26 protein-coding genes are annotated in these 26,998 nt (G+C 40.7%); 5 read left to right on the forward strand and 21 right to left on the reverse strand.

What is annotated here, in order from left to right:
• Positions 1-3: 3 nt before the first annotated feature.
• Entirely contained in the window at positions 4-1,971 is a 1,968-nt protein-coding gene (locus OU683_RS08435) for a monovalent cation:proton antiporter family protein (protein WP_268137168.1), read from the reverse strand.
• 238 nt (positions 1,972-2,209) lie between these two features.
• On the opposite strand from OU683_RS08435, the gene OU683_RS08440 reads away from it, so the two are divergent.
• A complete protein-coding gene (locus tag OU683_RS08440) occupies positions 2,210-2,893 on the forward strand; it encodes a site-2 protease family protein (protein ID WP_268137171.1) in 684 nt (227 codons plus the stop codon).
• Here the strand turns inward: OU683_RS08440 and OU683_RS08445 are convergent, their stop codons facing one another.
• The 14 genes from OU683_RS08445 to OU683_RS08510 all read right to left on the reverse strand — a co-directional run bounded on the left by OU683_RS08445 (position 2,894) and on the right by OU683_RS08510 (position 15,494).
• Positions 2,894-3,751 carry a universal stress protein gene (locus tag OU683_RS08445; RefSeq protein ID WP_268137173.1) on the reverse strand — a complete coding sequence of 286 codons (858 nt, stop codon included), beginning with the start codon at positions 3,749-3,751 and terminating at the stop codon, positions 2,894-2,896. It lies immediately after the preceding gene.
• Positions 3,748-5,373 carry a BCCT family transporter gene (locus OU683_RS08450; protein WP_268137175.1) on the reverse strand — a complete coding sequence of 542 codons (1,626 nt, stop codon included), beginning with the start codon at positions 5,371-5,373 and terminating at the stop codon, positions 3,748-3,750. Before OU683_RS08450 ends, OU683_RS08445 begins: the two co-directional genes overlap by 4 nt.
• Positions 5,374-5,402: 29 nt before the next feature.
• The gene (locus OU683_RS08455; protein ID WP_268137177.1) at positions 5,403-6,542 is read right to left on the reverse strand and encodes a hypothetical protein; all 1,140 of its coding nucleotides are present in this window, start codon (positions 6,540-6,542) and stop codon (positions 5,403-5,405) included.
• 115 nt (positions 6,543-6,657) lie between these two features.
• Entirely contained in the window at positions 6,658-7,197 is a 540-nt protein-coding gene (locus OU683_RS08460) for a 2'-5' RNA ligase family protein (RefSeq protein WP_268137179.1), read from the reverse strand.
• 10 nt (positions 7,198-7,207) lie between these two features.
• Complete coding sequence (locus tag OU683_RS08465; protein WP_268137181.1) at positions 7,208-7,678, reverse strand: hypothetical protein; 471 nt, start codon at positions 7,676-7,678, stop codon at positions 7,208-7,210.
• Between the two features lie 123 nt (positions 7,679-7,801).
• Positions 7,802-9,631 carry an ABC transporter ATP-binding protein gene (locus OU683_RS08470; protein WP_268137183.1) on the reverse strand — a complete coding sequence of 610 codons (1,830 nt, stop codon included), beginning with the start codon at positions 9,629-9,631 and terminating at the stop codon, positions 7,802-7,804.
• 63 nt (positions 9,632-9,694) lie between these two features.
• The gene (locus OU683_RS08475) at positions 9,695-10,516 is read right to left on the reverse strand and encodes an alpha/beta hydrolase (protein WP_268137185.1); all 822 of its coding nucleotides are present in this window, start codon (positions 10,514-10,516) and stop codon (positions 9,695-9,697) included.
• Between the two features lie 2 nt (positions 10,517-10,518).
• The gene (locus OU683_RS08480; RefSeq protein WP_268137187.1) at positions 10,519-10,863 is read right to left on the reverse strand and encodes a DUF2752 domain-containing protein; all 345 of its coding nucleotides are present in this window, start codon (positions 10,861-10,863) and stop codon (positions 10,519-10,521) included.
• Between the two features lie 25 nt (positions 10,864-10,888).
• Positions 10,889-11,362, reverse strand: coding sequence for a CD225/dispanin family protein (locus tag OU683_RS08485; RefSeq protein WP_268137189.1), 474 nt, complete (start codon positions 11,360-11,362; stop codon positions 10,889-10,891).
• 36 nt (positions 11,363-11,398) lie between these two features.
• Positions 11,399-11,875 (reverse strand): hypothetical protein, encoded by a 477-nt coding sequence (locus tag OU683_RS08490; protein ID WP_268137191.1) that lies wholly within the window; start codon positions 11,873-11,875, stop codon positions 11,399-11,401.
• A 69-nt stretch (positions 11,876-11,944) separates the two neighbouring features.
• Positions 11,945-12,277, reverse strand: a complete 333-nt coding sequence (locus OU683_RS08495) for a hypothetical protein (RefSeq protein WP_268137193.1) — start codon at positions 12,275-12,277, stop codon at positions 11,945-11,947.
• Between the two features lie 126 nt (positions 12,278-12,403).
• The gene (locus tag OU683_RS08500) at positions 12,404-14,290 is read right to left on the reverse strand and encodes a S9 family peptidase (RefSeq protein WP_268137195.1); all 1,887 of its coding nucleotides are present in this window, start codon (positions 14,288-14,290) and stop codon (positions 12,404-12,406) included.
• Between the two features lie 106 nt (positions 14,291-14,396).
• Entirely contained in the window at positions 14,397-14,927 is a 531-nt protein-coding gene (locus tag OU683_RS08505) for a GNAT family N-acetyltransferase (protein WP_268137197.1), read from the reverse strand.
• Between the two features lie 168 nt (positions 14,928-15,095).
• Positions 15,096-15,494, reverse strand: coding sequence for a hypothetical protein (locus tag OU683_RS08510; RefSeq protein ID WP_268137199.1), 399 nt, complete (start codon positions 15,492-15,494; stop codon positions 15,096-15,098).
• Between the two features lie 273 nt (positions 15,495-15,767).
• On the opposite strand from OU683_RS08510, the gene OU683_RS08515 reads away from it, so the two are divergent.
• Positions 15,768-17,009 carry a dipeptidase gene (locus OU683_RS08515; RefSeq protein ID WP_442800848.1) on the forward strand — a complete coding sequence of 414 codons (1,242 nt, stop codon included), beginning with the start codon at positions 15,768-15,770 and terminating at the stop codon, positions 17,007-17,009.
• 93 nt (positions 17,010-17,102) lie between these two features.
• On the opposite strand, the gene OU683_RS08520 is transcribed toward OU683_RS08515, so the two are convergent.
• The 3 genes from OU683_RS08520 to OU683_RS08530 form a co-directional block, all read right to left on the reverse strand.
• Entirely contained in the window at positions 17,103-17,525 is a 423-nt protein-coding gene (locus OU683_RS08520) for a hypothetical protein (RefSeq protein WP_268137202.1), read from the reverse strand.
• A gap of 288 nt (positions 17,526-17,813) precedes the next feature.
• Positions 17,814-18,524, reverse strand: coding sequence for a TVP38/TMEM64 family protein (locus OU683_RS08525; protein ID WP_268137204.1), 711 nt, complete (start codon positions 18,522-18,524; stop codon positions 17,814-17,816).
• 4 nt (positions 18,525-18,528) lie between these two features.
• Entirely contained in the window at positions 18,529-19,386 is an 858-nt protein-coding gene (locus OU683_RS08530; protein ID WP_268137206.1) for an SdiA-regulated domain-containing protein, read from the reverse strand.
• Between the two features lie 164 nt (positions 19,387-19,550).
• Here OU683_RS08530 and OU683_RS08535 point away from each other — a divergent pair, with 164 nt between their 5' ends.
• Positions 19,551-21,842 carry a transglycosylase domain-containing protein gene (locus tag OU683_RS08535; protein ID WP_268137208.1) on the forward strand — a complete coding sequence of 764 codons (2,292 nt, stop codon included), beginning with the start codon at positions 19,551-19,553 and terminating at the stop codon, positions 21,840-21,842.
• Between the two features lie 271 nt (positions 21,843-22,113).
• Here the strand turns inward: OU683_RS08535 and OU683_RS08540 are convergent, their stop codons facing one another.
• Positions 22,114-23,631: a DEAD/DEAH box helicase gene (locus OU683_RS08540; RefSeq protein WP_268137210.1), complete on the reverse strand. Its 1,518-nt coding sequence runs from the start codon at positions 23,629-23,631 to the stop codon at positions 22,114-22,116.
• Positions 23,632-23,803: 172 nt separating this feature from the next.
• Here OU683_RS08540 and OU683_RS08545 point away from each other — a divergent pair, with 172 nt between their 5' ends.
• Positions 23,804-24,508, forward strand: a complete 705-nt coding sequence (locus tag OU683_RS08545) for a Crp/Fnr family transcriptional regulator (RefSeq protein ID WP_268137211.1) — start codon at positions 23,804-23,806, stop codon at positions 24,506-24,508.
• 96 nt (positions 24,509-24,604) lie between these two features.
• Positions 24,605-25,153, forward strand: a complete 549-nt coding sequence (locus tag OU683_RS08550) for a hypothetical protein (RefSeq protein WP_268137213.1) — start codon at positions 24,605-24,607, stop codon at positions 25,151-25,153.
• Positions 25,154-25,265: 112 nt separating this feature from the next.
• Here OU683_RS08550 and cysM read toward each other — a convergent pair whose 3' ends face one another.
• On the reverse strand, positions 25,266-26,156 hold the full coding sequence (gene cysM, locus OU683_RS08555; protein ID WP_268137215.1) for a cysteine synthase CysM: 891 nt from the start codon (positions 26,154-26,156) through the stop codon (positions 25,266-25,268).
• Positions 26,153-26,941 (reverse strand): serine O-acetyltransferase EpsC, encoded by a 789-nt coding sequence (epsC, locus tag OU683_RS08560; RefSeq protein ID WP_268137217.1) that lies wholly within the window; start codon positions 26,939-26,941, stop codon positions 26,153-26,155. The genes cysM and epsC overlap by 4 nt, the downstream gene beginning before the upstream one ends.
• Between the last annotated feature and the right edge of the window lie 57 nt (positions 26,942-26,998).

Consider the following 26,998-nt stretch of genomic DNA (forward strand, 5'->3'; position numbering starts at 1 on the left):
TCTCTAATTTACCGCTTTAAAAAAAGCATCTATATGCTCCTGATCTCCACTAATAAATACCCTGTCATTTTGCAAAAGTTTGACATTGGGAAACACATTTTTGATCATTTCTCCTTTCCTTGAAACGGCGAGAATATTTACTCCGTAATTTCGGCGAACATCCACTTCTTCAATAGTTTTACCTACTACTGGTCCACTATCGGCTAAAACCCGCACACAACTTATTTTGAAATCGGGTATAGCAGAAGAGTTAAAGGTATGCACGGTTTTTCTGGATTGAAATACCTGGTAATTGTCTGCTCTAACAGAATCTACCAGGTTTTCTAATTCATCTATTGGCACAAGATAATTGGTAAGAACCCTTGAAAAGATTTCAATTGAAGTTTCGAATTCTTCAGGAATGACTTCATCTGCTCCCAGCGCAAGCAGCGGCTGAATTTCCTTCACGTATCTTGTTCTTACAACAATATAAACCGATGGAGATAGATGCCGAATATTTGAAACTATAGCCTTGGTAGCTTGTGGATCTGATATTGCCACAACCACTACCCTCGCCTTTTTGACATTTACCGAATCAAGCATGTGCTCCTGAACTGCGTCTCCATAAATTATAGGCTCCCCTTTTGCCTTCTCATGTCTTACTATCTGCGCATTTAGCTCCAGAATCAAATAGGGTATTTCTGCATATTTAGCTGCTCTGGCCAAATTTGTTCCATTGATTCCGTATCCAATTATTAACAGGTGATTTTCCAGTTCATTTTGAGTTTCATTCTCAGAAATTGATGTACTGCTACCTGTTCTCATATAAAGAGGCCTCAGTAAATAATTCGATATTTTCCCTGAAAACATAATAATGAAGGGAGTAAGAAACATGGTAAATACTGAAACTGAAAGGAAGTATTGATTCATTTCTGGAGATAGTAACCCGCTCTCAATCCCAATCCTCGATAAAATAAAAGCAAACTCCCCTACCTGGAACAAAGCCATTGATGTTAGGAGAATCGTTCTTAAAGGATATTTTAATGCAGCCACGGCAAAGGCAACCACACCACCTTTTACTATGAGTACTATAAGTACCATTAAAAGCACAATTCCGGCATTCTTTAAAAAGAATTGCAGGTCAAGCAGCATCCCTATTGAGATGAAGAAAAAACTGATGAAAAGCTCTCTAAAAGGTAAGATGGTACTTGTGGCCTGATGGCTATAATCAGATTCAGAAATAATCAATCCGGCGAGAAAAGCTCCGAAGGCGAGTGATAAACCGGCAGAAGCCGTTATAAAAGCTACAGTAAAACAGAGTGCTATTGTTGAAAGCAGGAACAACTCTTTACTCCGGGTTTTTGCTATAAGGTACATAACCCGTGGCACGATGTATTTGGCACTTAAATAGGTAAAGGCAATTACCAGGGCACTTTTCAATAACAAAAAAAAGATTTCATTCAGGAGATTGCCAGAACCTCCTGCCATGATGGGAGTTACCAGCATCATTGGAACCACGATAAGATCCTGAAAAATAAGGATTCCAAGGGCCGTACGGCCATGTGGTGCAGTGATCTCATTACGGTCCTGCAAAATCTTTAGCACTATTGCCGTGCTCGACAGAGAAAATAGAAAGCCGATAAATACAGATTCGTTCCAGGCAAAACCCAGAAGGTAGAAAATTAGTCCGGTAACTATGATACTAATACCAACCTGCATGAATCCTCCATAGAATACAGTGCGCTTCATGGAAGCCAGCTGTTTTATGGAAAGCTCCATCCCAATGACAAACATTAAAAGAATGACCCCAATCTCAGATAAGATCTCAACCTGTTCGGGATTTTCAATTAATCCGAAACTAAATGGTCCTATTATGATCCCCGTAATTAAAAAACCGAGAATAGAAGGAATTCGGAGGCGTTGCAACAGAAGTACTACCACTACTGAAAAACCCAATAATACCACAATGTCCTGAAGTAACGGAAAATGCATTCTTTAAACTTTACTTACTTCAAATTTATCGAATTCCCTCCTATAAATTCTGCTTTAAGCCGGTAGGATTCGTATAAATTTTCATTACAAAATCATTAATAACGTGAACAAAAATTTCTTTTTAATGTAAAAGGCTTATACAATTGTTCCCTCATTTAATTTCCACAATAAATTTCAATGGATTTTAAGAATCCTAAACCTTGAATTTCATAAATTATAACCCTAATGATTATTTTCTATGTTTGGAATAAATGATATCCCTAAATTCCTGCTCGCCTTTTTCCTGGTCCTGCCTGTTATTTCAATAGTACATGAAGCAGGGCATGTATTATTTGCATGGCTCATGGGCGCCAAGAACATTCGGGTCGTTGTTGGAAGTGGAAAACCTGTTTTTACCAAAGGCATCATTGAAATTCGTCAATATTATTTTTGGTACGGCTTCTGTACTTTTGAGAATATTGAACGCAAAGAGAAACTGGCGAATATCCTGATCTTTTCGGGAGGTGCGCTTTTTAATTTGTTAAGCACTATTGCAGTGATCTTACTTGTAGAGAATAAATTCCTGGAGACGGGCATGATCACCTACCAGTTCACGTATTTTTCCATGTACTATGTGTTCTTTGCCCTGCTGCCCATGATCTATCCCGGAGGTAATTACAGCGATGGAAAGATGATCCTTGAGCTTGTGAAGAATAAAGAAGAGGTTATTAGGGAGCGTACCTACCGGGTCCAAAAGGAATCCAACGGAGGCAGCTGGCAGGTTCTGGACCATAAGAATAAGCTTGTTCAAACTTTCCAAAAAGAGGAAGATGCTGTGCAAAAAGCCCGGGAAATTGCACAGGAGCACCACCCCAGCCGTATTGTGCGAATCAATGGAGACGAAGAAAAAGAGATACAGAATTATCCCCGGATCCCTTTATAGCTATTTAACCACCCATAAGGGAACATCAAGGTTGGCATTGAACAGCTCCTCGGTCACCGTACCTACAGCAAAGGGAGAAAAGGTGTTTCCGCCTTTGTCTGACACCACCAGCATATCTACTTCTGAATTTCGAAGGTTGGTCATGATCTTTTGCGCGGCTCCCGATTCCCTTCCCATGAAGATAAGCGGTTCAATAGGTTGAGAATAGTCGAGCTTCTTCAGGAACTTCTCAAATTTCTCCTTTACGTGTTTTTCCACTTTTGGCCCCATTGATTCTGGGGAAACATAGGGAGAGAACTGTACAGGCACGCTGTAGACATGTACCACTTTTAGATCCCCATTATGTCCTTCCTGCAGGTCTTTAGTGACCCTGAAAACCTTCCGGGAATCATGGGAAAAATCGGTTCCTGCCCAGATAACATTCAGCTTCTCCTTTGCGGTTGCCGGTATCGCCAGGAGATCGCACTTTAACAAGCGTAAAAGTTTTCCACTTACTACTCCGGTCCCTTTTTCATGCTTTTTATTACCCACAATGGCGAGATCTATCCTGTACTTATCGACAATATATTTGAGTAAAGTTTCGCTGTAAGGATCTTCTGAAATGAGTACTTCCCAATTGGCTGATGCAGAAAAATACGTCTTTACCTTCTCATTCAATTCATCTCCGATCACCTCATCCAGGTTCACATCTTTAAGATGTTCTTCAAAAAGTTTGGAGATTTCATATTTCTTGATGTTGTGTACAAAATACACATTCTCCGCCTTCAGCCTTTCAGCAATAAAGGATGCGTAGGTGATGAGTTTTTCATCTATAGCTGAAAGATCCAGAGCGACGAGAATATTTTTGATCTTTTTCATGACTGATTTTCTTTATGGTTTCCTCCTCTTTTTTTAATAAGGTTTGAAATAACTTCTTCATAGCTCTCCAGTTCCTTCTGGGCTTTTTTCTCTTCGGCTTTTAGATATTCATCCCGCACACCGGTGTAAAGCGAATAGCACATGAAAAGCAGGATAAAAGCAAAAGGCAGCCCCGTGACTATAGAAGCCGTCTGCAGCGCCTGCAATCCCCCGCCTATAAGAAGGACGGCTGCAACAGCACCTTCGGCCACTGCCCAGAAGATACGCTGTCCTACAGGAGCATCGATCTTTCCGCCCGAAGTAAGGCTGTCAACCACTAATGATCCAGAGTCGGAAGAGGTGACAAAAAAACCGGCGATCAGGATCACTCCAATAATATTAAGAACTGCCGAGAAAGGAAAGTCCTCCAGGAAAACGAAGAGTGCGGTAGCGACATTATCATCAACTGCATTAATGATGGTATCGTCTCCTAAAAGCGCCTGCTGTATGGAGGTGCTTCCAAAAGCAGAGATCCAGAAAAATGTTATGAGCGATGGCACAATAAGCACACCTAATATAAATTCCCTGATGCTTCTTCCTTTTGATATCCGCGCGATGAACATCCCAACAAAAGGTGACCAGGCGATCCACCACCCCCAGTAAAAGACTGTCCAGGCATTCTGCCAGTCATTCCCGGTATAGCTCTCGGTCCAGGAGGAGATCTCTAAAAAGCTGAAAAAATAATTCCCTGTGTTCTGCACGAAGGACTGGAAAATGAAGATCGTTGGCCCCAGTACCACTACAAGCAGTAAGAGTAGAATTGCTATCCTCATGTTCCATTCACTCAGGAATTTCACTCCTTTATCCACGCCCAGCACCACAGAGATGGTAGCAATAGCGGTGATCCCGGCAATAAGGCTCACCTGGGTTACGATTCCGCTGTCAACCCCAAAAACGTGGGCAAGCCCTGCGGCTATCTGTTGTACTCCCAAACCAAGTGAGGTTGCCAGGCCAAATAGGGTAGCCAGTACTGCAAAGATATCAATGAGATCACCTCTTTTTCCGTAGATCTTGTCTCCCAGCACCGGGTAAAAAACCGACCGTATCGTGAGCGGTAAACCATGGGAATAAGTGAAGTAAGCCAGGGAAAGTCCTACCAGAGCATAGATCCCCCAGGCATGGAATCCCCAGTGTAAAAAGGTAAAATTCATAGCCTCCTGGGCCGCCGCCGGGGTTCCACCCTCTGTAAGCGGCGGATTCATAAAATGTGTGATAGGTTCGGCAATACTCCAAAAGAGCAGCCCAATTCCCATTCCCGCACTAAAAAGCATGGCAAACCAGGAGATGGTTTTGAACTCGGGTTTGGCATCCTTCCCTCCTATTCTAATATTTCCGAATTTGCTGAAGGCCAGGTACAGCACAAAAACCAGATAAATGTTAACGCATAGCACGAAGAACCAGCCCCCGGTGTTGGCTACAAAATTCTGGATCGATTTAAAAACTCCTTCGGCCTGCTCCTCAAAAATGAGGGTTAAAGCGATACTTATGATGATGATAATAGAAGAAGTAAAAAATACCGGACCATTAACGTCAAGGCCCATAATGGATTTTCGTTCATCACTTCTTACGATCTTTTTAGCCATAGTCGTTGAATTTTAAAGTTGTTCGGGGCTTAAAAATAGTACCCAAAATTAATATTGAACCTCGCCTCCCACTTCGCATCGGGATTTCCTGCGGCAAAATCATCCACAAAATTTCCGCCCAACCAGGAATGGTTGTATCCTGCGGCATAGTCTATATATGTATAAAGGTTGCCCGCTGTCACCAAAATCCCCGTCACATTCATAAAAGAATCTTCAAATGAATTTTCCTCTTTCTGCATGTAGCCGAAGTCATTGTAGAACTGCAAATTGGAAACCGGTCCCCAATTCACCGGCACATTGCGGGCGATAGCTAGGGTGTACAGGTTAAAATTGGCTGCAACTTCATATGGTGCGCCATAAGCAGCCATGGTGATGATGTCTTCTGAAACTCCTTCCTCATTTTCGGGATTATGGGCAACGATCATAGCTTCGGTCTTCAGGTTCCAAAGCTTGTAATCGGCTTCGTAGTGTACGGCAAGAGCGTAGTGATCTCCGGTCTCTTTGGTATTGATGTTGTAGAGTCCGCCGTATTGGGCAGAAGCTCCAATACGGGACTGCAGGCTGTCCCCCCACTTGTAGAGTAGTTTTAAATTTCCCTGGTGCACCTCTTTATTATTCCCGGCCACGTCATAAGAATACCTGCTGGCGGAAATCGCGGAAGCATCGCCGAACCTCAGTTCTTCGGCATTTTTAAAGTAGGCCACCTGGTATTCCCATTTCTCACCGAGGTTCATATATTTTATGCCCATATCGTGATCATCCTCCAGCCCCATATAGTAGCCCAGGTTAAAGAACCAGTTGTGAGAATTGTATTGCTGTATTCCAAAAGGCACCTGTGTAAGGCCGACCTGCAGCTCCTCGCTCTCATTGAATTTATAACCGAACCAGCCCTGTTTAAGCATCCCTCCTCCAAAAGCTTCGGAATAATGACGGAATTCGGCATTGACATAGATTCCCTGGTAAGCAGCAACCGCATTGATCCTGAACATGTCATAACCAAAATCCCCACCCCTGTCCTTTTGTTCGGGTTTCCAGGAGGAAAGGTTGTAATTGAAACGCAAGGCTCCGCCTATGTCTACTTCAGGGGAATCCTGTGCCTGTAAAGGAAGGACAGTAAAAGTACCCACCAGGAAAAGTAAAAACCAGAAATTTTGAAGAGGATAACTCATGGATATACTTTGGATGATCCTCTAAATTAGCCCGAATCCTATGGAAAAGAGAGTCTACCGCTTATAAAATATTGTTAAGACCAGGTTCCCGACTAAAATTAAGGTTGTTGCCAATTTACTTTTTAAGTAAAAAGGTTTCAAAAATATCCCATGTTTTCCCATTGTGTTTTAGGATCGTTAGGGATTCAGCATTAAATTCAGCTGAAAAGGATCTGTCTTTATATTCCTTCCATGCCTTTTTAAAATTCTGCCTGGAAAGGTCCCTTGTTGCAATTGTCATGTGTGGATGCAAATTTTCACTTTTATTGGGGAGAAATTGCGTAAGGGAATCAAGGAGATTTTTATGAAATTCCTTCAGATGCCTGGGATTAACAGCATTGATAAATATTACACGCTGTCCAAAATGGCCAAAATCCTTTAGTTCCACAGGAAACAAGGCTGTTTTTTTAGTAACAATTCTAACAGCATCAATAAATAATTGTTCCTGGTTATTTTCCAGCCATACGGGAGGTACAAGGGTGATATGAGCTGGTAGTTTCAATGCGTGCAAAGTCTCAAATTTCTCTTTCATCTCCAGTTTTAATTCAAGAACCTGCTCCCTTATTCCAGGTGGTGGAAGAATGGCTGCAAAATAAAGAGCTTTAGAAAATGACATTTTTGGGAAATTATACCATTCTGGTAAGAAGCGCCTTTCCCCTGGCTTTGCGCCTTCGGTCGCATATCGAACCAATCATCACTCCTAAAAGTAATCCGCTAAGGGGACTATAGTATTTTAAGACTGAGTCGATAAAAACAAGAAGGATTGGCAATAGGAGAAAACCTGCTGCAAGTCCAAATCGCATCCCATACATAGCACAATAACCTTCGGGCACCAGAGCTAATTTTTTGCGGAGGAACTTGAGCAAACCTTTAAGGCTTAATTGCAGATGCTTTTCTATTTTTTCAGCCTCCAAATCAACTCCCGAAAAAATTAAATCCAGTTCCTGTTCAAGAAGTGTAAGTTGTTCTGAAGGTAGATCCTTATACTTCACCTCCTGTAAAATATTGCTGAAACGCTGCTTAATTTTTATTGACTTTCCTGAGCCGGGCACTCCCGTAGAACGGTCTAACCTTTGAATGGCTTCCTCTAACTTCATCTTTTAAGAATCTACTTACAGGTTTGACGTAAATTCACAGAAAAGTTACTCCAAAATGCATTTTTTAAGAAGAAATTTTATTGAAAATTTTTTAGGGATCTATTCTCTTCGTTTTCTACACTTCTATTTATAACCTGCGGCCTGTAAATTGAAAAGTTCTGAATATAACTGATTATTTTCCATGAGCTCCTCATGGGTTCCAATCTCCAGTACAGCCCCATCCTTTAAAACCATGATCCTGTCGGCTATTCTTACGGTACTGAATCTGTGAGAGATGATCACCGCAGTTTTGCCTGCGGTAAGTTTAATAAACCTGTCAAAGGCCTCAGTCTCGGCACGTGCATCAAGGGCCGAGGTTGGTTCATCCAGGATAAGAACTTCGGCATCTTTCATATAAGCCCTCGCAATCGCTATTTTTTGCCACTGTCCTCCCGAAAGATCTTTTCCCTGCTTAAACCGCTTCCCCAACTGTTGATCGTATCCAAAAGGAAGTTCGCTCACTACCTGGTCTGCAAGACTTTTTGAGGCAGCCCCTTCTATCCTCTCCTGGTCTTCGATCTCTGTGATCTCTCCCATGGCTATGTTCTCCCTCAAGGTAAGCTCAAACTTCACAAAATCCTGAAAGATCACTCCAAAATACTTTTGATATGCCGTTCTATCGTATTGTTGAATGGGAACTCCATCCAGCCGTATCTCTCCTTCTGTGGGCTCATAAAACTGGAGCAGGAGTTTGATCAAAGTTGTTTTACCCGCACCATTCTCTCCAACAAAAGCCAGTTTCTCCCCTGCCTTCAGCTTGAAATTAATATTTCTCACTACCCATCTTTCCGATTTTGGATATTTAAACCCGACATTAATAAACTCGAATCCGTCCTTGATCACCTTTGGAAGGGGTTGCCCGCCAGCAGTTGGTTTATGGTAACTAAGATCCAGAAAATCGAAGTAATCCTGAAGGTACAGCGCTGTTTCGGTAATTATAGTAAAGCGGGTAAAAAATCCCTGCAGCTTTTGCCTTAGCCGGTTAAAAGATCCTGCGAGAAAGGTAAGATCCCCCAGGGAAAAAATTCCGACTACCGTTCTAAAAATAATAAGAACATAAGCCGCGTAGTAAGCTGAAGTTCCAATGACATTAAAAAATGAGCCCCAGCCGGCCCTTTGTTTTGCCAGCTGCTTGCTCTGTGCATAATAACGCTGAGATAATCCTTTGAATCTGTCCGCAATATATTCAGAAAGACCAAAAAGTTTCACCTCCTTGGCAGTTACATCACTGGCGCCGGCGTATCGAAGGTAATCAAGTTCACGCCGCTCTTGTGTCCAGCTTCGGGCAAGAGAGTAACTGGTACCACTAAATTTCACTTCATTGATCATTGTGGGAATGATCGAAACCACCAGCAGGATGATTAGCCAGGGTTCAAAAGCCACAACTCCTATTAACAACGAAACAATAACAATAATATCTTCGGCCTGGGTAAGGATATTTGACATGAGACCTACTCTACCCGTAGTTTGCTGCCTGGCCCTTTCCAGCTTATCATAGAATTCTGAATCTTCCAGCTCATCGAGATTAACTTCTGATGTTTTCTTGATGATCCGCACAGAAGTATCGATCGAATATTGATCTCCAAGCAACGCATCGATCAGGTTTATTCCCCGATTGAGGAGATCTGATAATACCGCCAGCAAAAATTCAGCGGCGACCAAAACCCAAAGTCGGTCAAGATCCTTTACATCGGCACCAATTTGCAGCACAACTTCGTCGATGATCAATTTCCCCACCCATAGCATAAGCACCGGGAGAACAGCATTTATGAGCCGACATAATATATTGAGATAAAATAGTTTCGGATTGACTTTTCTTATCTCCCTGAAGAACCTCGGCACAAATTTGAGGGAAACAAAACTCTCCCGAAATTTGTATTTATTGGGTTCCAAAGATCGTTGGGGTCGTGGCAAATTGTTGAGATTTTGATTAGGCTGCTACTCGGGCACCTTCAAAAATACTATTTTTGAACCACATTATTGATCGCGCCCGGGGTTTGGGAAAAGCCATTCAAATGCTTCAGGAAACTCCCGGCTCCAAAATGCCTCATTATGCTCCCCATCTTTCACAATCTTTAGTTGAAGCCTTTCTTCGGAAAGATCTTTCTTCAGCAAGATCTGTTTCATTTCTAAAAGATCAGCTATCATGCTCTCACTCTCGGCAGTACCGGCAACAAAATAAAAGCGGGAATTTGTTGGGATTTCTGAAGCTTCAGCAAAACTAAAAATCTCTTCACTAAACCAAAAGGAAGGTGATAAAACCCCTGTTTTCCCAAAAACTTTGGGATATTCAAGCGCTGCATAAAAAGAGATCAGGCCGCCAAGAGAAGAACCCATGACAGCAGTGTTTTCTGCTTCAGGAAGGCTCCGGAAGTTACTATCTATGTAAGGTTTTAAAGTCTTTACAAGAAAATCAATATAGGCAGCACCTTCCCCTCCACCGTACTTTTCATTTGGAAAGGGAGTGAGTTCTGCAATTCTCTGTTCATCACCATGGTCAATCCCAACCACAATCACTTTTTGCCCTTTTTGACTATCAAGGAATTCATCTACTTTCCATTCTCCCGAAAATGCAGTGGTGGTATCGAAGAGATTCTGTGCATCATGCATGTACAACACCGGGTAATTTTCCTGTGACGTCTCATAGCCTGCCGGAAGATAAATTCTTATGGTTCTTATGGTATCGAGCTGAGGCGCTTCTATCTTAAAAGTTGAAACATTGGAAGAGGCACTATTTTGAGCCAACCCCGGAATTGCATTAAGAAAAAACAGCAGAAAAATGATATTTTTGAAAGGCATGGTTATAGATTTCTTAGGATCCAAAAAGCAATTATGACAAAAAGGATCAACAGGATTGCTGTTCTTCCAAAAAAGAATTGTCGCCATTTTAGCAGCTTTTGAGGGGGATTAGGATAATGATCGATCACGGTCCCGGCCATAATATAGGGAAGGGAAATGACCAGTAATGGATTATAGGAGTAGGCAGTTTGAACCTGAAGGTTAAGCAAATGGTGCAGCGCCCGCTGAGAGCCGCAGCCGGGACACATCAATCCTGTAAAGGAATGAAAGGGACAGGCCGGGAAAAAGGTGCTCGATGCAGGATCAAAAGCAGCATAAACGATTCCCAGCACAAGTAAAAATAGCACAGGGCCGCCAAATTTTATGTATTTACTAATGATCAAGGGCAATAGCAAAAACCATGAATGCAAAATAGAACACAACAATAGCAATCCCTATCCAAAAGCCAATTTGGGTCCACTTTCCTGCTTCTTTTGAGCTTCTTACTGCTCCTTCATAGTCACCGCAGCTATAACGGGTTTCCACTCTAGCAGCATTAACAATACCTGCGATCCCGAAAGGCATACAACAAAGTAGCGTCACCAGGATAGATTCGACGAGCCAGGTGCGGGGAAGTTTTCTATCTCCCAGATCATCCCTGTAATCCCGGGATTGAGGCCTGGTTTCAATTGGAGGTGGATCTTCAGAAAGTGAATCCTGCAGTTCGGGATATTCTCCCGCCGGAATCCATTTCTCCCGCGGGTGGTGCCATACGAGAGTCCTTCGGTTGATCCTTTTAGCTTTTAACTCTTCCAGAGAATAGGGCCCATGCTTCTCAAGCCCGTCGGAGTAATAATATTGTGTCATTAGCTAAGGAAGAAAGTTCTCTACTAAATTAGTTAATTAATTGATGAAATACCAGCCATGACTTCCTGCAACTGCACCCAGTATCGTAACAAGACTTAAAATGAGTAATACCCAATGCGCACTATGAAGGATTTTAAAAGCCTTTCCCGGATCTTTAGTAGCGTATTCCCTGAATAATTTGTGTAAAATGAAAGGTTCGAGAATAAAGAGCACAATAGTGAAAATTAGCCAGACCAGGATCATGGCATGAATCCACCAGAACCTAAGATAGAGCAACCTGTCCCAGCCGTAGAGATGCAGCATATAAAAACCTGTGATCGCGGTGATCAAAGTTGTGATTTTGGCCTGCAGAGAAAAGCGTCCTTCGATCTTTTCAAAGGTCTCCATTTGCTCCTCTTTTGACTTCATCCTTTTAACTGCCGGAATGATCACAGTTGTGACCATAGCTACTCCACCTATCCATAGTACTACCGCCAAAACATGAAGAACACGAGCTAAAGCGAGATAATCCATTTATGGTGTTATATTGTTCCCGGTGCCAAACGAAATTTAAAATCATCTGCTCTTTATCCCCTTAAGAAACTAAACATCTTTGATCTTTTTACCTTCAGCAAGATAAAAATGATCCAAACTAAAAATAAAAGTTCCCCAAATAATGACAAGAACAACAGCAACGGTCCAGCTGGTAGGGCTTCCAAGATAATAACCCATAAAAAAATCTGCAAGAATAGGAAGTGCGGCAACCGGCAGAATACCTATTATTAAAAGAAGTATCCTCCTTTTTGCATCAACAGTCAATTTTGCTCCACAGTTCTTGCAGTCCCAGGCGGAAAAAACGTTCTGGAAAAAATGTTTTCGTAGGTGCAGCCAAAAAGAATACTTATAACCACAGTTTGGGCAGGTCCTTACTTTCATTTTTAATAAATTAATTATCAAAGGTCAAAAAAATTATATTTATATCCACTGGTAAGGGTTTAAGAATAAATTTAAAAAAATATTTTATTCAAGACTAAATCATTTCTGTTAGTCTATTAAAAATAACTATTTAAGTGTTTCTTCCAGCCATTTGAAGAATTCCTTCTGCCAAACAATTGCGTTTTGTGGGCTCAAGATCCAGTGGTTTTCCATGGGAAAGTAAAGCAGCTTACTTTTGATGCCCCGCAATTGCGCCGCCTGAAATGCTTCAAGCCCCTGCCCTACCGGCACCCGAAAATCTATTCCTCCCTGTACAATCATAATTGGAGTATTCCATTTATCTACAAAATTGATAGGATTGAAATCGGTGTATGCTCTTGGTGTAGGTTTTTCCCAGTAAGGTCCACCAAGGTCTTTATTGACAAAAAAGAGTTCTTCGGTGGTACCGTACATGCTACGGGTGTTGAAGATCCCATCATGTGCAATGAACGATTTAAATCTATTATTGTGCATACCTGCCAGGTAGAATACAGAGTAGCCTCCATAGCTGGCCCCCACAGCACCAATTCGTTCTTTATCTACAAAAGGCTCCTCACTAACTGCATCAATAGCCGACAAATAATCCTGAATATTCTGTCCACCCCAATCGCCGCTTATCTGCTCATTCCATTCTACGCCATAACCGGGCATTCCTCTCCTGTTTGGCGCTACAACTATATAACCATTTGCAGCCATTAATTGAAAATTCCATCTAAAAGAATAGAATTGAGACAGAGGAGATTGTGGGCCTCCCTGCAAATATAGAAGAGTAGGATATTTTTTATTGGGATCAAAGTCGGGAGGGTAGATTATCCAGGTGAGCATCTCTTTCCCATCTGTTGTCGGGATCATTCTTTTTTCCACCCTGCTTAACTCAATATTGTTGTAAAAATCATCATTGATCTGGGTTAACTGCGTAAGGTTCCCGTTTTGTAAATTCACAGTATATAATTCGGCAGCTTGGTTCATATCGGTTCTGGAAACGACCATTATATTCCCTGTCTGTCCTACCAGACCTGTAATATCAAATTGTCCTTCTGTAAGTTGTTTGATTGAAGAAACTCCTTTTTTAGAAGTATTCAGCACATAAAGCTGCTTTGTGCCCAAAACGGGTGCTAAAAAATATATTGTTTTGCCATCGTTCCCCCATTTGAAACTGCTAACAGTACCATCCCAGTTTTCGGTTAGATTAATTTGCTTTCCATCTCGTAAAATAATGATATCATTCTTGTCTGCTTCATAACCGGGCTCATCCATTTGTAACCATGCCAGCACACCATCTTTAGAAAAAGCAGGCTGGGTATCATAACCCTGGTTATCTTCAGTAAGATTTGAAGTAGTTCCTGTTGCAAGATCGTAGGCATAAATATCTGTATTTGTACTCACAGCATATTCCTTTCCTTTTACCTTTTTTGAGACATAATACACCTTTGTGCCATCATTATTCCAGATATAATCTTCGGGGCCTCCAAAAGGTTGAAGTGGTGTATCATGCGGCTCACCTTCCATGATGTCGATCTCTTCGCCGGTAGAAAGATCTTTTAGGAACAGGTGGCTGTAATGACCATCTTCCCATTTGTCCCAGTGCCTGTAATTAAGGTCGTCATAAATGTAAACTTCAGATTTTTTTAGCTCTGGATAAAAATCAACGCCCTTGACCGGTTCCACTTCCACTTCCTTCGGAAGGATCCGCCATGTCCCCGAAGGGGAAACTTTTCCGTCTGAATATATGCTGTCAATATTCCTGACCATCTCTGGTTCTCCTCCTTTTACCGGAATAACAAAAGTCTTTGAACTGCCGGAATTCTCGTCAATACTATACGAGCGCGTCCTGAAAATTACCTTTTCAGCATCATTAGTTAGCCCAACGGCAGAAACCCGCTCCAAAGCCCACAGTTTTTCTGGGGTCATCACCTGTGCAGTAGCCGAAAAATAACATGAGAATAAAAATGAAAGAAAGAAAATCTTTTTCATGGGGAAATGGTTAAAGCTTTTTAATAAATAAATTCCATCCAAAAATGGCATTTTTGAATGGTCTTGTAAAAATAAAGAAAACCAAAAGATCAAAAATGAAAAAATATTAATGATCTCCCGGTACGTTTAAACGGAATAAAAAACTCTTTTCCAGATCATCTGGATAATTAATTTCTCCTCTAAATTCCAATCCTAGTTTCTTAAGGAGCTTCTGGGAAGCGTGGTTTTCTCTTGAAGTAATTCCCGCAATTGTTCTTACCCCAAGCTCTTCAAGGGCAAATTTTAAAATTCTACTCGCGGCTTCAAAACCGTAACCCTTATTTTCATATTGCGGTAAAAAGGCAAATCCTATATCCAGTCCTTCAACTCCCTCCCTGTCATAAAGTCCGCAGGTGCCAATTTTGGCGCCATCCTCTTTACGAACTACGCAATTATTGGAGAAACCAAGACGCTCCAGTTGAGGCAGCATTTTATCAATTATGTATTGTTCTGCTTCTTCAACAGAAGTGATATTTCGATCTCCAATAAATTGCAGCCATTTTGGAGTATTGAGAAGTTCATAAATAAAGGCAGCATCTTCTGTGGTCGTGGGGCGCAGAATAAGCCGTTCGGTCTCATAAATCCTGGAAGGGTTCATTGGTAATTTTATAATTATTCAGTGGGAAAGAATTATGGAGTTGCTGCATTTGATCGTTATCTCAACCTCAAGCTGCAAGATTTCAGCATTGAAGATTAAATTCAGAAATACCAGAATTCAGAAAAAAGATCGTGAATAAGAGTGCCTACGGGAGGCATCTTCCAACAATTACCTTAGCGTAGCGGAGACTTTAGGTTTAAAATTCTCCAGGAAAAGGTTTAGCTTATGTAAAGACTCTTTCTCAATGAAATTCTTCTCAATACGCAGAGATTGATTGTGAGTTTCAATCTTATAGCTATCCATGAATTTTTTCACACGACGAATATCTGAAAGTGCAATACTCTTAGGAATTATTGTATGTCTTATAAGTTTGTCTTCTTTAATAGTAAGGTATTGATATCGTTGCCGATAGTAGGATGTTCCTGCCTGAAGAATCCCTAAAAAGATCCAGAGATAACTGAAAACTGAACTACTATTAATATAAACAGCAAAAATCCCCAAACCTATCATGGTAAGGCCGTACCCGTAATTGTTTCTTATTACGCTTTTGCAATATCTAATTTTCATGATCTGCCTGTTTAAGTGTTACTTCTGACTAAGCAATTCCTGTTAAATTTTTAACAAGGTATAAAGAAGAAAATAAATAACCGAATCTTTATTAAAAAAACCTGCTCTTACTCCTTCTGGTCCCCTATAACAGGGAGATTGGACATGAAGATTAATTTCTTCTTTTTGTCAAGTCTGTTTTAAAAATTCTAATAAGAAAATAAATTGCTATTTTGAGCATCTTAAATCAAATCAAACTATATGTTTTCTAAAAAATACTTGCTTATATTTTTCATGGCTTTTGCTGCAAATGCACAAACTATCGATGAAGCTCTGCTGAAAAAAGCACAGGAGATCCACAACGAAGTGATCACTATCGATACCCATAATGACATTAATGTCAACAATTTTACAGCTCAGAAAAACTATACACAGAACCTCGAAACCCAGGTAAACCTGCCAAAAATGGAAAAAGGAGGCATAGATGTCACCTGGCTCATTGTTTATACAGGACAGGAAGAGTTGAATGCAGCAGGTTATAAAAATGCCCATGATAATGCTATGTCCAAATTTGAAGCTATTCACCGCCTGGTGAAGGAAATTGCACCAAATCAAATAGGTTTGGCTACTACGAGTGAGGAAGTACGGGATTTGGTTTCCCAGGGCAAAAAGGTAGCTATGATTGGGGTGGAAAATGGTTATCCTATTGGCACAGATATTAATAACGTTGAAAAGTTCTATGATCTTGGAGCCCGTTACATGTCTTTATCTCATAACGGCCATAGTCAACTTTGTGATTCAAACACCGGGGAAGCCGGGGATGATTGGTTGCATGGAGGATTAAGCGAATTAGGAAAAGAAGTAGTAAAAGAAATGAACCGCCTTGGAATGATGATAGATATCTCCCACCCTTCCAAGGAATCTATGCGACAAATGATCGAGCTATCACAAGCTCCTTTGATCGCCTCCCATTCATCGGCCAGAGGTTTATGTGATCACAGCCGTAACCTGGATGATGAGCAACTGCAATGGCTAAAGGAGAACGGCGGAGTAATTCAAACGGTGGCTTTCGATTCTTATCTCAATACCCAAAAGCATAATGCATACGATGCTGCTGTAAATAAGGTCTATACAGAAGTAGGAGAAAAAGTAGGCTTTAAGCTCCTACCCTGGGCCGAAGTAAGGCAATTGGATGAGAAAAAACGCGAAGCTTATTATGATGACTTCCGCAGGGTGAGAAAACTGGCGCAGCCTAAAATTCAAAAGGTAAAAGAGAAAGTTCCGCCGGTAGATGTTACAGATTTTGTAGATCATGTAGATTACCTGGTAGAAAAAATAGGCATTGACCATGTGGGAATAAGTTCAGATTTTGACGGCGGCGGCGGCATTGAAGGATGGAGCGACGCTTCCCAGTCATTGAACGTTACTCTGGAGTTACTAAAAAGAGGATACACCCGGGAAGAGATCGCAAAACTTTGGGGTGAAAATCTCCTAAGAGTATTAGATGAAGTTCAGGCTGTGGCGCAGAGACTTTAGAAAACCCATATAATTTTATCAATTAAACTGTTTGAAGATCTCTGCTAACTTACCCATCATATCAGCAGGATCTTCAAACAGTTTTTCTTTTAATTAAAAACCAACATCCGGTTTAAAATTCGAGGATGTCACTCCAATAAGTCCCGCGGTACCAATAACAGGTACACCATAATTCACCAATCTGGACATTTTTTTATTCTTTAGGTAAACAGCCATAACTTCATCTCGCTGAAAAACTATTTCAACATTTTTACCTGCCAGTTTCTGTTTCCGGCCATTCAACATTTTAGCAGTTTCAGAATTTTTCCCGGTGGTCCCCACCAGTTTTTCTCCCTCCTGTCGCAAGCTTTTTAACTCAAAAGATTTATTGTCTTTTGTAACTAATCTCACTCGATTCTCTGATTCTACAGCTTCATTAACAGTACCCGGAGCTGAGTGATAGACATTACAGCTTCCCAAGGTAATACTCAAAAGCAGTAAAATGAGTCTTCCGAAATTGAAATGAAAATTTTTCATAGCTTATTTTTTTGAGATTATTATACAGTAAACTAAGAATTCAAATAGAGGAAAAGAGGTGATAAGGGCAAATCATAAATAGATCAAATGCGGGGAAAGGAAAATTATCAATAAACTCTGTAGTAAATTTATGATAATTAATAAGGTAAATAATCGTTTAATAAGAATAAACTCACGATTATCTTTAAATTAATTTCAATGAATTAACTAAAATAGCATGTCCAAAAATTTGGAAAACCAAGTTGTAAAAAGTGGTTTCAGTTGCTTTAAACAAACGGGTAATACTTCCTAAGCTCTATCCTTTCTCACCTTTTTATCCCACCACACAAAAGCAATGAATAATATTAAACTTATTATAGAAGTCCAGATAAGTCCTGTCTTAAGCCGTTCATAATCCCCTCCAAGATAAGCTATAAAGATAATAAGGGGAGAAATACCAATCATTGTCGCACCAATAAATTTCCAATAGCCCATCTTTAAAACTCCTCCAACAAAACTAATTGCATCATTAGAGAGAAAAGGGCTAAGCCGCACTACAATAACGGTCCAGAAGCCATAGTCCTCAATGAAATCTGATATCTTTTTTTCAGATTTATGGCCTATAAGCTTTTCAACGATCACCGGTCCAAAATAGCGGCCAATAAAATATCCTATACTGGAAGCAAAAAAAACGGCAACAAAAAGAATTGCGGCTCCAATCCAGGGACCATAAGCAAGGATGGTCACCACCATAAGGAGAGGAGTGGGAATAACAATCAGAAACATTTGCAGGATCATGGTGATCACTATCACAACCGGTCCAAACCAACCGAATTGCGATACCCATTCACGGGTACGCTGTTCATCGCCACTGGTGAGAACATTCCAGCCGGTACTAAGAAATTCCTGAACCTGGGGAATAAAGAAATAGCTCAACACCAGAGCGACTATAATAAATAGAGAAATGTATAATGGTGCTTTACTTTGTCTAACTGAAGGGGTTTCGATACTATCAGCCATAAAATTAATTGGGGGTTAAAGTTACGCGGTGTATAGTCGCTGGTTTTCCCTCATTGGAAATATACAGATTACCAGAAGTGTCATAGGTAAGACCCTCCGGCTGTGGAAATAACTTCCGGTTAAGCCGGTAAAGTTTTTTTGGAACCCCTGCTGGGTCTAAAATAAGTAACCGCGGTTCCCGTGCCTCAAGTATTAAAACTTCTCCACTTGAAGGATTTATTGCTACTTCCGAAGGAAAGAAGGTTTCTCCAATATCCTTTTCACGAATATCATCAAAAATTTCCTCCTTAAAAGTTAGTTTGAAAACAGGTTTTTCGTCCACCTGCAAAGAAGGTAATTGAGCAGCATATATACCTTTTTGGTCCTCAGAGTTTGGATCCTTGCTCTTAACAGCAATTAAAAGCCGGTCCTTAGACTTGTCATAGAACAGCCCCTCCATGTCATTCTTTGAGTTGAAGAAAGTTTGAAAGGTTTCCACTTTTGCAGTTTTCAAAAAATCTGAAATTTTATATATCATGCCATTGCTTTCCAGAACATAAGCCACATCCTCTTTGATAGCTATTCCCTCATAATCTCCTTTGCCTGCAAATTTAATCTCCTTCTCAATATTTGATTCCTTCAGGTTATAAATGAAAATACTGCCTCTTTCATCCTGTACACAGGCAATTTTTCCCGGTTCCAAAAAAGCAATTCCAGAGACTTCCTTCAAGAGGGAGGGTAATTTCCAGGTTTGTTCAACTTTGACTGCAGTTGCGATTCCCGAACGATACCTTTCAGCTTCCCCTTTAAATGTAAAAAGGAACCCTGCTGCAAAGAGTAAAAGCCCCGATGTAATGAGGATGACTGTTTTATTATGGCCCATTCTTTTCATTTCTTTAAAATTATAAAATTTCTCCCGCAGCAAAAATGTTTTAAACTTTCCTTTTAAAACATTAGCAGGGTTTTGGGAAATTTCAAATCCTAAAGTTTTTTAAACATTCGGAACTGTTTTTGTAAGTCTTCGTTTATTTGACTGACACTTATTCTATGAAATATAAAAATGTGAAATTAACACCTGTCAAAAAATGGGTGTTAAGTTCGTTACTAGGACTTTTTCTCGTCTTCGGATTCTTTTTCCTGATCATCTATTGGGGTTGGTGGGGAAAAGTACCCAGTCCCCGGGAACTAAAGGACCTTAAACAAAATGAAGCTACCGAGGTTTTTTCTTCTGAAGGGAAATTAATAGGAAAATATTACATTTTTGACAGGCAACCTGTCCTCTACGAGGAATTGCCTCAACATCTCATTGATGCCCTTGTTGCTACCGAAGATGTCAGGTTTTACGAGCACACAGGTATTGATAACCGCAGTCTTCTCCGCGTATTTTTCAAGACCATTCTTATGGGAGATAAATCGTCTGGAGGTGGAAGCACCATTACCTTGCAGCTTGCAAAAAATCTTTTTGGGAGAAATGATTATGGACACTTAAGCATAGTTGTGAACAAGGTTAGAGAAGCAATAATTGCCGAACGCCTTGAGGATATTTATACCAAGGAAGAGATCATTGGCCTTTACTTTAACACCGTGCCTTTTAGTGATAATACTTACGGTATCGAGAGTGCTGCCATGAAATTTTTTAATACCGGCACAAAGGAGCTTGAGCTGGAAGAAGCTGCTACTTTGGTAGGTTCTTTAAAAGCTTCTCATTACTACAACCCCCGACTTTTCCCCAAACGCAGCCTGGAAAGAAGGAATGTTGTCCTTTCACAAATGAACAAGTATGGCTATTTGCCTTCAGAAGAATATGTAAAGGCCAGAGTCAAGCCCCTGGACCTCAACTACCAGTTCTTTAGTAATAATGGCGGAGTCGCACCTTACTTCCGCTCCCAGCTTAAGAAGGATGTGTCGAATATTTTAGATACCCTTAAAAAAGAAAATGGAGAGCCATACAATCTTTATAGGGATGGACTGCAGCTTCATACCACAATAGATTATGAGATGCAGGTTCTTGCTGAAGAAGCCATGCAGGAACATATGGCTGCCCTTCAAAATCAATTTGAAAAAGCCTACGGAAAAAATGCACCCTGGAAACGGAAGGATCTCCTTGAGGAAGCACTGCAGAAGAGCAAACAATACAAAAGCCTGGCCGATGCCGGTTGGAGCAAAGAGAAAATTCTGGACTCCCTTCACCGTAAAACCGATATGGAGCTCTTTGACTGGGGACAAAAAAAGTTGATTTCTGCCAGTATTGCCGACAGCCTGCAGCATTATATGAAGTTCCTTAATATGGGTATGGTCAATATGGAACCTACAACCGGAGCTGTGAAAAGTTGGGTGGGAGGAATAAATCATGAATATTTCAAATATGATCATGTTACCCAAAGCCGCAGGCAAATTGGTTCTACATTTAAACCTGTGGTCTACACAGCAGCAGTTGAAGCGGGAATTGACCCCTGTACATATTATTCTATTCGGGAGGTAACTTATGAGGGTGGGTGGACCCCTTCCAATTCGGGAAGTAAGGAAGAAGATCCTTACATGAATTATCCCATGGCCACAGCTTTGGCACAATCTGTTAATACCATAGCAGTAAAAGTCCTTTTTGATGTAGGGCTGGAAAATGTACTTTCCCAGGCTAAAAAGATGATGTTTCCAAAAGATCTTCCCGCCTACCCTTCTATTGCACTTGGAACGGCCGAAATGAATGTAGCCGAACTTGCCAGCTCTTTTTCCAGTTACGTGAACCGGGGAAAACCGGTGAAACCTTACTACCTCACAAGAATTGAGGATAAATATGGAAATGTAATTGCCAGCTTTGAGCCACAAGTTGCTCCCCAAGCTGCTTTTTCCAACACTACACGGGAAATTATGATAGAGATGATGAAAGGGACTGTAAACGAGGGAACAGCTTCAAGATTGAGACACAAATACAATTTACCTAATGATATCGCAGGAAAGACAGGAACCACCCAAAACAACCGGGATGGGTGGTTCGTTGGAATCACTCCCGAACTGGTGTCGGTGACCTGGGCCGGCACAGATGACGCCCGTATTGGCTTTCCTTCTACCTATGTGGGACAGGGCGCAAACTCTGCTCTACCGGCCTTCGCCCTTCTAATGCAGAAAATGAATGCAGATCCCCAGTTTAATCATATTACTCAGGCAAAATTTGGTACGCCATCTTCTACTGTTCAAATGATGCTCAACTGTGAACCCGAAAAAAGGGACAACTTCCTGGAACGACTCTTTACAAAAGCCGACAGCCCCCGTAAGGCCCAAAAAGAGGAAAAAAAGGGTCTGTTTAAAAAGATCAAAGGCTTGTTCAAGAAAAATAATTAAGCCGAATCAAGACAATGACAAAAGAAAATCCTTATCAAGGTATGTATAGAAATTGAGGATCGATAATTGACCTTTTTTATCCAACCCGATACAGAATTTATATTTTGACTTCCCCATTGTCCTGACTCATGATGCAAAAATTGAGGAGATCACAACCTTAACCGTAATATTACTTCAACTCTGGGAGCTGCTGTCTTCTCAAGATGTCAAAAATGGCATTTTTGACATCCCATATAAAATGTCATTTTTAAGACGGTAATATTTTAGGAGATTAAAATTCCGCCTGATTAATCTTCAGCCTTAGCTTACGCATATAATCCTCTTTTAGCCAATCACGGTAGTTTTTCGTGCTGTTGCTAATACAATAAGAATACTTTCTAATTCTATAGGCGATATCTTCCTCCAGTTCCTTTGCCAGGAGCCGCGCATCAAAAACATCTTCACTATTCTCCACGCACATATTGGCATGCTGCTCAAGAGAACGTTCCAGAACTGCTTTTGATTTAAGTCCTTTTTTGATAATGTCGTCATACTCCTCATCCACATCAAAAGAAACATCCTTGCTGTTCGCGAATTTATTTCGAAGCTCTTTTGGCATTTCGTAACGGAAATTCTGCTCAATTTCTTCATCACTTATTAGATTTTCCAGGAAGTAATCTGGCGACCTAAAGATCTGCTTCCAATCTATAGGGGCGCTCCAAAGTCCAAAACGCGCCGCGTTGTTTCCAAGGTCAATAACCGTAAATTCACTTTTCCCCGGAAGTATTCTCGATCCCCGCCCAATCATTTGGTAATAAAGCGTAAGAGATTTTGTCGCCCTGTTCAATATGATCGATTCCACGGTAGGTTCATCAAAACCGGTCGTAAGAATACTCACAGATGTAAGAATGGCATCTGGTTTTTTCCTGAACCAACGTAAGATCTCTTTTCTGTCCTGCTTGCTGGTGGTATTGTCGAGATGTCTAACATCGTATCCGGCATTTCGGAAGGTTTCATAAACCTCTTTGGAGGTATTAATCCCGTTGTTGAAGATAAGGGTTTTCTTACCCTGGGATTTCTCCATATAAGCATCCAGAAGTTTTTCCTGCATACTAAAATTCGAATACAGTTCTTCGGAAGATTTTACAGTATAATCTCCATTGATCCCCACCTTAAGTGTAGAAAGCCCAACATCAAAGCTATAAGTGTTAGCCTTGGCCAGAAATCCTTTTGAAATTAGACTGCTAATAGAATCCCCCACAATAAGCTCCCGGTAATTGTCTTTCATGGGTAGCTTAATATTGGAACTAAGCGGAGTGGCAGTCACACCAAGAATAAAACACTTATTGAAAAACTTAAAAAGTTTTCTAAAGGAATTGTAATGGGCCTCATCAATGATTACCATCCCCAGGTTATACAGTTCCACCTTTTCGTCATTAAGCCGGTTATTAAGGGTCTCAACCATGGCAACAAAGCACATGTATTCATCCTGGTCTGGTAATTCCTTTATGGTAGAATTGATAATTTTATTATGTACTCCAAACCCCGTAAGCATTTTTGAGGTTTGTTTACAGAGTTCGATACGGTGGGTTAAGATGAGTACCTTCTTATTGGTCCTCTGGATATATTCCCGCACAATCTGTGAAAAGATCACTGTTTTACCACCGCCTGTGGGTAATTGATACAGGAGGTTATAACGCTCGGGATGTGCTTCAAGCACCTTGAATATTTTATCGATATCTTCCTGCTGATATCCGTACAGTTCCTTATCTACTTTTTTTTCTACGATCCCGAATGTATCCTGCGCCATTTATAAATTTTCTATCAATTGCAATTTTGCAAAAATAGCTGAAATTAAAGTTCAGCCAAAAAAATTGGCAATAAAATCCTTACAAAAAAATTATCCTGTTTAACAGTAGCCTCATTTTTAAATATTTAACTTTGAATTTTATTCCTTTTCGTGAAAATTAATGCTGTTGATTATGTGGAGTAAAAAAAAGCATGCAGTATTTTTTGAAGCTCTAAAGAGTAATAAGCTGTTAAAGGATCTACCTGAGGACGAACTTCATAAACTCCTTTTGGAAATGGATGAAGTAGTGTGGCCAGACAATACGTGTAGCATACATTTGCAGCGCACCTCTCACTATTTTCATTTTATAGTTTCAGGCAGGTTAAAGGTCTATCAGGTCGAAAAACATTCGGGCAGGGAATTCACCTTTTTTCTTTTGGAAAAAGCAGATGCTTTTGATATCCTTTGTTTACTGGACGGGTGTGAACACGATGTTTATTACGAAACCCTGGACAGGGTTGTCCTTTTATCTCTTCCCATGCAGCGCATGAAGGAATGGATTCAAAAACACCCCGGGATCAACAGGAACCTCCTGCCCTACCTGAGTCATCAAATGAGAGTTCTTGAGGAATATGCCACTAATGTCACTCTGGTAGATATTCCAACCAGGCTTGCCAGGCTTATCTTGAGCAACGTCAATTTAGAATCCCTTGAACTGGAATTAATCAACGACCTTTCTAACGAAGAACTCGCAAACCTTATAGGATCAACCCGAGCTGTGGTAAACCGTCATTTACAGCAGTTTAAAAATGAAGGTATTATTACTCTTGGCAGGAGCAAAGTTCGACTCATTAATTTAGACCTACTGCTACAGAAGGCTAGTAATAACGGGGCTTAAGCTCCTTAAAATTTAACACGATGTGCTACCTGGATAGTATTTGATCACATTTCTTCATAGTAACTTTATAAGATATTAATCAATAAACTGTGTGCTATGAAAAATTTAATTTTAGGATTGTTCCTGTTTGGTTTTATTGCCACAGGTCATTCACAGATCCTCTTGGAGGAAGCAAAGATTGAGTATCGCCCTGTATCGATGCAACTTGATCCAGATACTAATTATTTGGAAATTATAATCCCCGAGAAAAAAGTGGGAGAATTTCAGCAAGATCCTTTAGCCTTTATGAAAGCAAATTTTGATGCCAAAAAATTGGCGCTTGACAATAAAGATGCTGATATCGTGAAATTTGAAGTCTATTTTAAAAGCAGAAAAGGTTTTTTAGTTGCGCTTTTTGACGACCAGGGAGAACTTATCTCCACTAACCAAAAATTCAAAGATGTAAGACTTCCTGAAGATGCCCGTCTTGAAATTCTTAGGACAAATAAAGATGCAGTTATTAAAGGCACAAAGTATATTGCCTATTCCAAAGGCTGGGACATTGATAAAGAATTTTATAGGGTAAAAATAAGTGATGGTCAAAAAACCCAAAGACTGCGTATTAACAGACAAAACAACCGGCATTCTATAGCCCAAAATCAATAAAAGATCAAAAAAAAGAGACGCCTAAAAAGCCATTTCTGAGACTCCTCTTTTCAAACCTCGACCTTGAAAGGAATAATTCCGGGAGCTAATAGACTGGATTTTAGGCAGTCTCTTACTTTTTATCAAAAAGATCTGAAGAAAGATAACGATCCCCTCTGTCACAAACTATACTTACAACTACCCCACTTTTCAATTCGTTACAAAGCCTAATAGCTGCCGCTGCAGCACCACCACTACTCATCCCGGCAAATATTCCTTCTTCTTCGGCCAGTCTTGACGTCATCGTCCTGGCTTCGGCTTCAGTCACTTCGAGGATCCTGTCTACTTTTTGTTCATCAAAGATACTGGGCAAATACTCTTTTGGCCATTTCCTAATGCCGGGAATTCGGGCTTCATTATCGGGTTGTACTCCTACGATTTGGATATCCCTGTTCTGCTCCTTTAGAAAGGTAGAAGTACCCATAATGGTTCCGGTAGTCCCCATTGAAGAGACAAAGTGGGTGATATTTTTATTGGTATCCCTCCATATTTCGGGACCTGTAGTAGCGTAATGGGCTTTCCAGTTATCATCATTTCCAAACTGGTTAAGCATAAAGTAATTTCCTTCTTTCATCCTGGCTTCAGCATAATCCCTTGATCCTTCAATACCACCATCGGCACTTGTAAGGATCACCTTAGCCCCATAAGCACGCATGGTCTGCACTCTTTCTGCAGTAGAATTCTCGGGCATTACCAATTCAATATCCAGCTTAAGTAACCGTGCTACCATGGCGAGGGCTATCCCCGTATTTCCGCTGGTAGCTTCGATTAATTTGGTTTCAGAAGTAATGTCTCCTCTCTCCAGGGCATTCTTGATCATATTATAAGCAGGCCTGTCCTTTACACTACCTCCTGGATTTTGCCCCTCAAGCTTAAAATACAATTCCACATTTGGGTTATCTATAAGTTTTTGTGCCCGCACCAGCGGCGTATTTCCAATAAGATCTAATACCGTTCGATTCATTTTTGAAGATTTTTTATTTTGATCACCGGGTCATGGGTGACAAAGGAATTAGCAGGAACAGAGCTCGTAAGCCAGGCATTCCCACCTATAATACTGTTCGCTCCAATCACAGTATTCCCGCCCAGGATGGTAGCGTTGGCATAAATAGTAACATTATCTTCTATAGTTGGATGTCTCTTTTTGTTGCGTAGTCCACGGGCTACATATAAAGCACCTAAAGTAACTCCCTGATAGAGTTTCACATTGTTCTTTATGATAGTGGTTTCCCCAATCACTACCCCGGTGGCGTGATCAATAAAAAAGGAATCACCAATCTGTGCCCCGGGATTTATATCTGTCCCAGACAATTGATGAGCACATTCTGTCATAAGGCGGGGAACCAGGGGCAGGTTCATCTTGTAAAGCTCGTGACTCAGACGATAAATTGCAATAGCAAAAAACCCGGGATAAGAAAGATAAACCTCCTCTACAGAATTTGCTGCAGGATCATTATTTGCTATCGCAACAGCATCCAGATTTATTTTTTCGAGCAGGTGAGGTAGTTTACTACAATAGTCCTCCCATATCTCAGAACAGGGCTTGCCGGGTTCCCAGCATACCAGGTCCCCAAGTTCTTTAAAGTCTACTGCCAGTTTATCAAGATTGTACCCCACTGGAGTGTCCCGATCAAACAAAGTGTAGAACAGGTTGTGAGTAAATGCTTCAGCCTTTTCCTTGATCTTGAACCTAAGGTTGGGAAGTTGCTTTTGAGCCTCGATCTGTTTAATAATTTCCTGATGATCCATAAAGTTGCTTCTTTGGTAAAATTACTAAATAGCTATTCAAAGCCAACAAACCTTTTA

This window comes from Salinimicrobium sp. TH3 (assembly GCF_026676115.1).
In the GTDB taxonomy this organism is placed as follows: domain Bacteria; phylum Bacteroidota; class Bacteroidia; order Flavobacteriales; family Flavobacteriaceae; genus Salinimicrobium.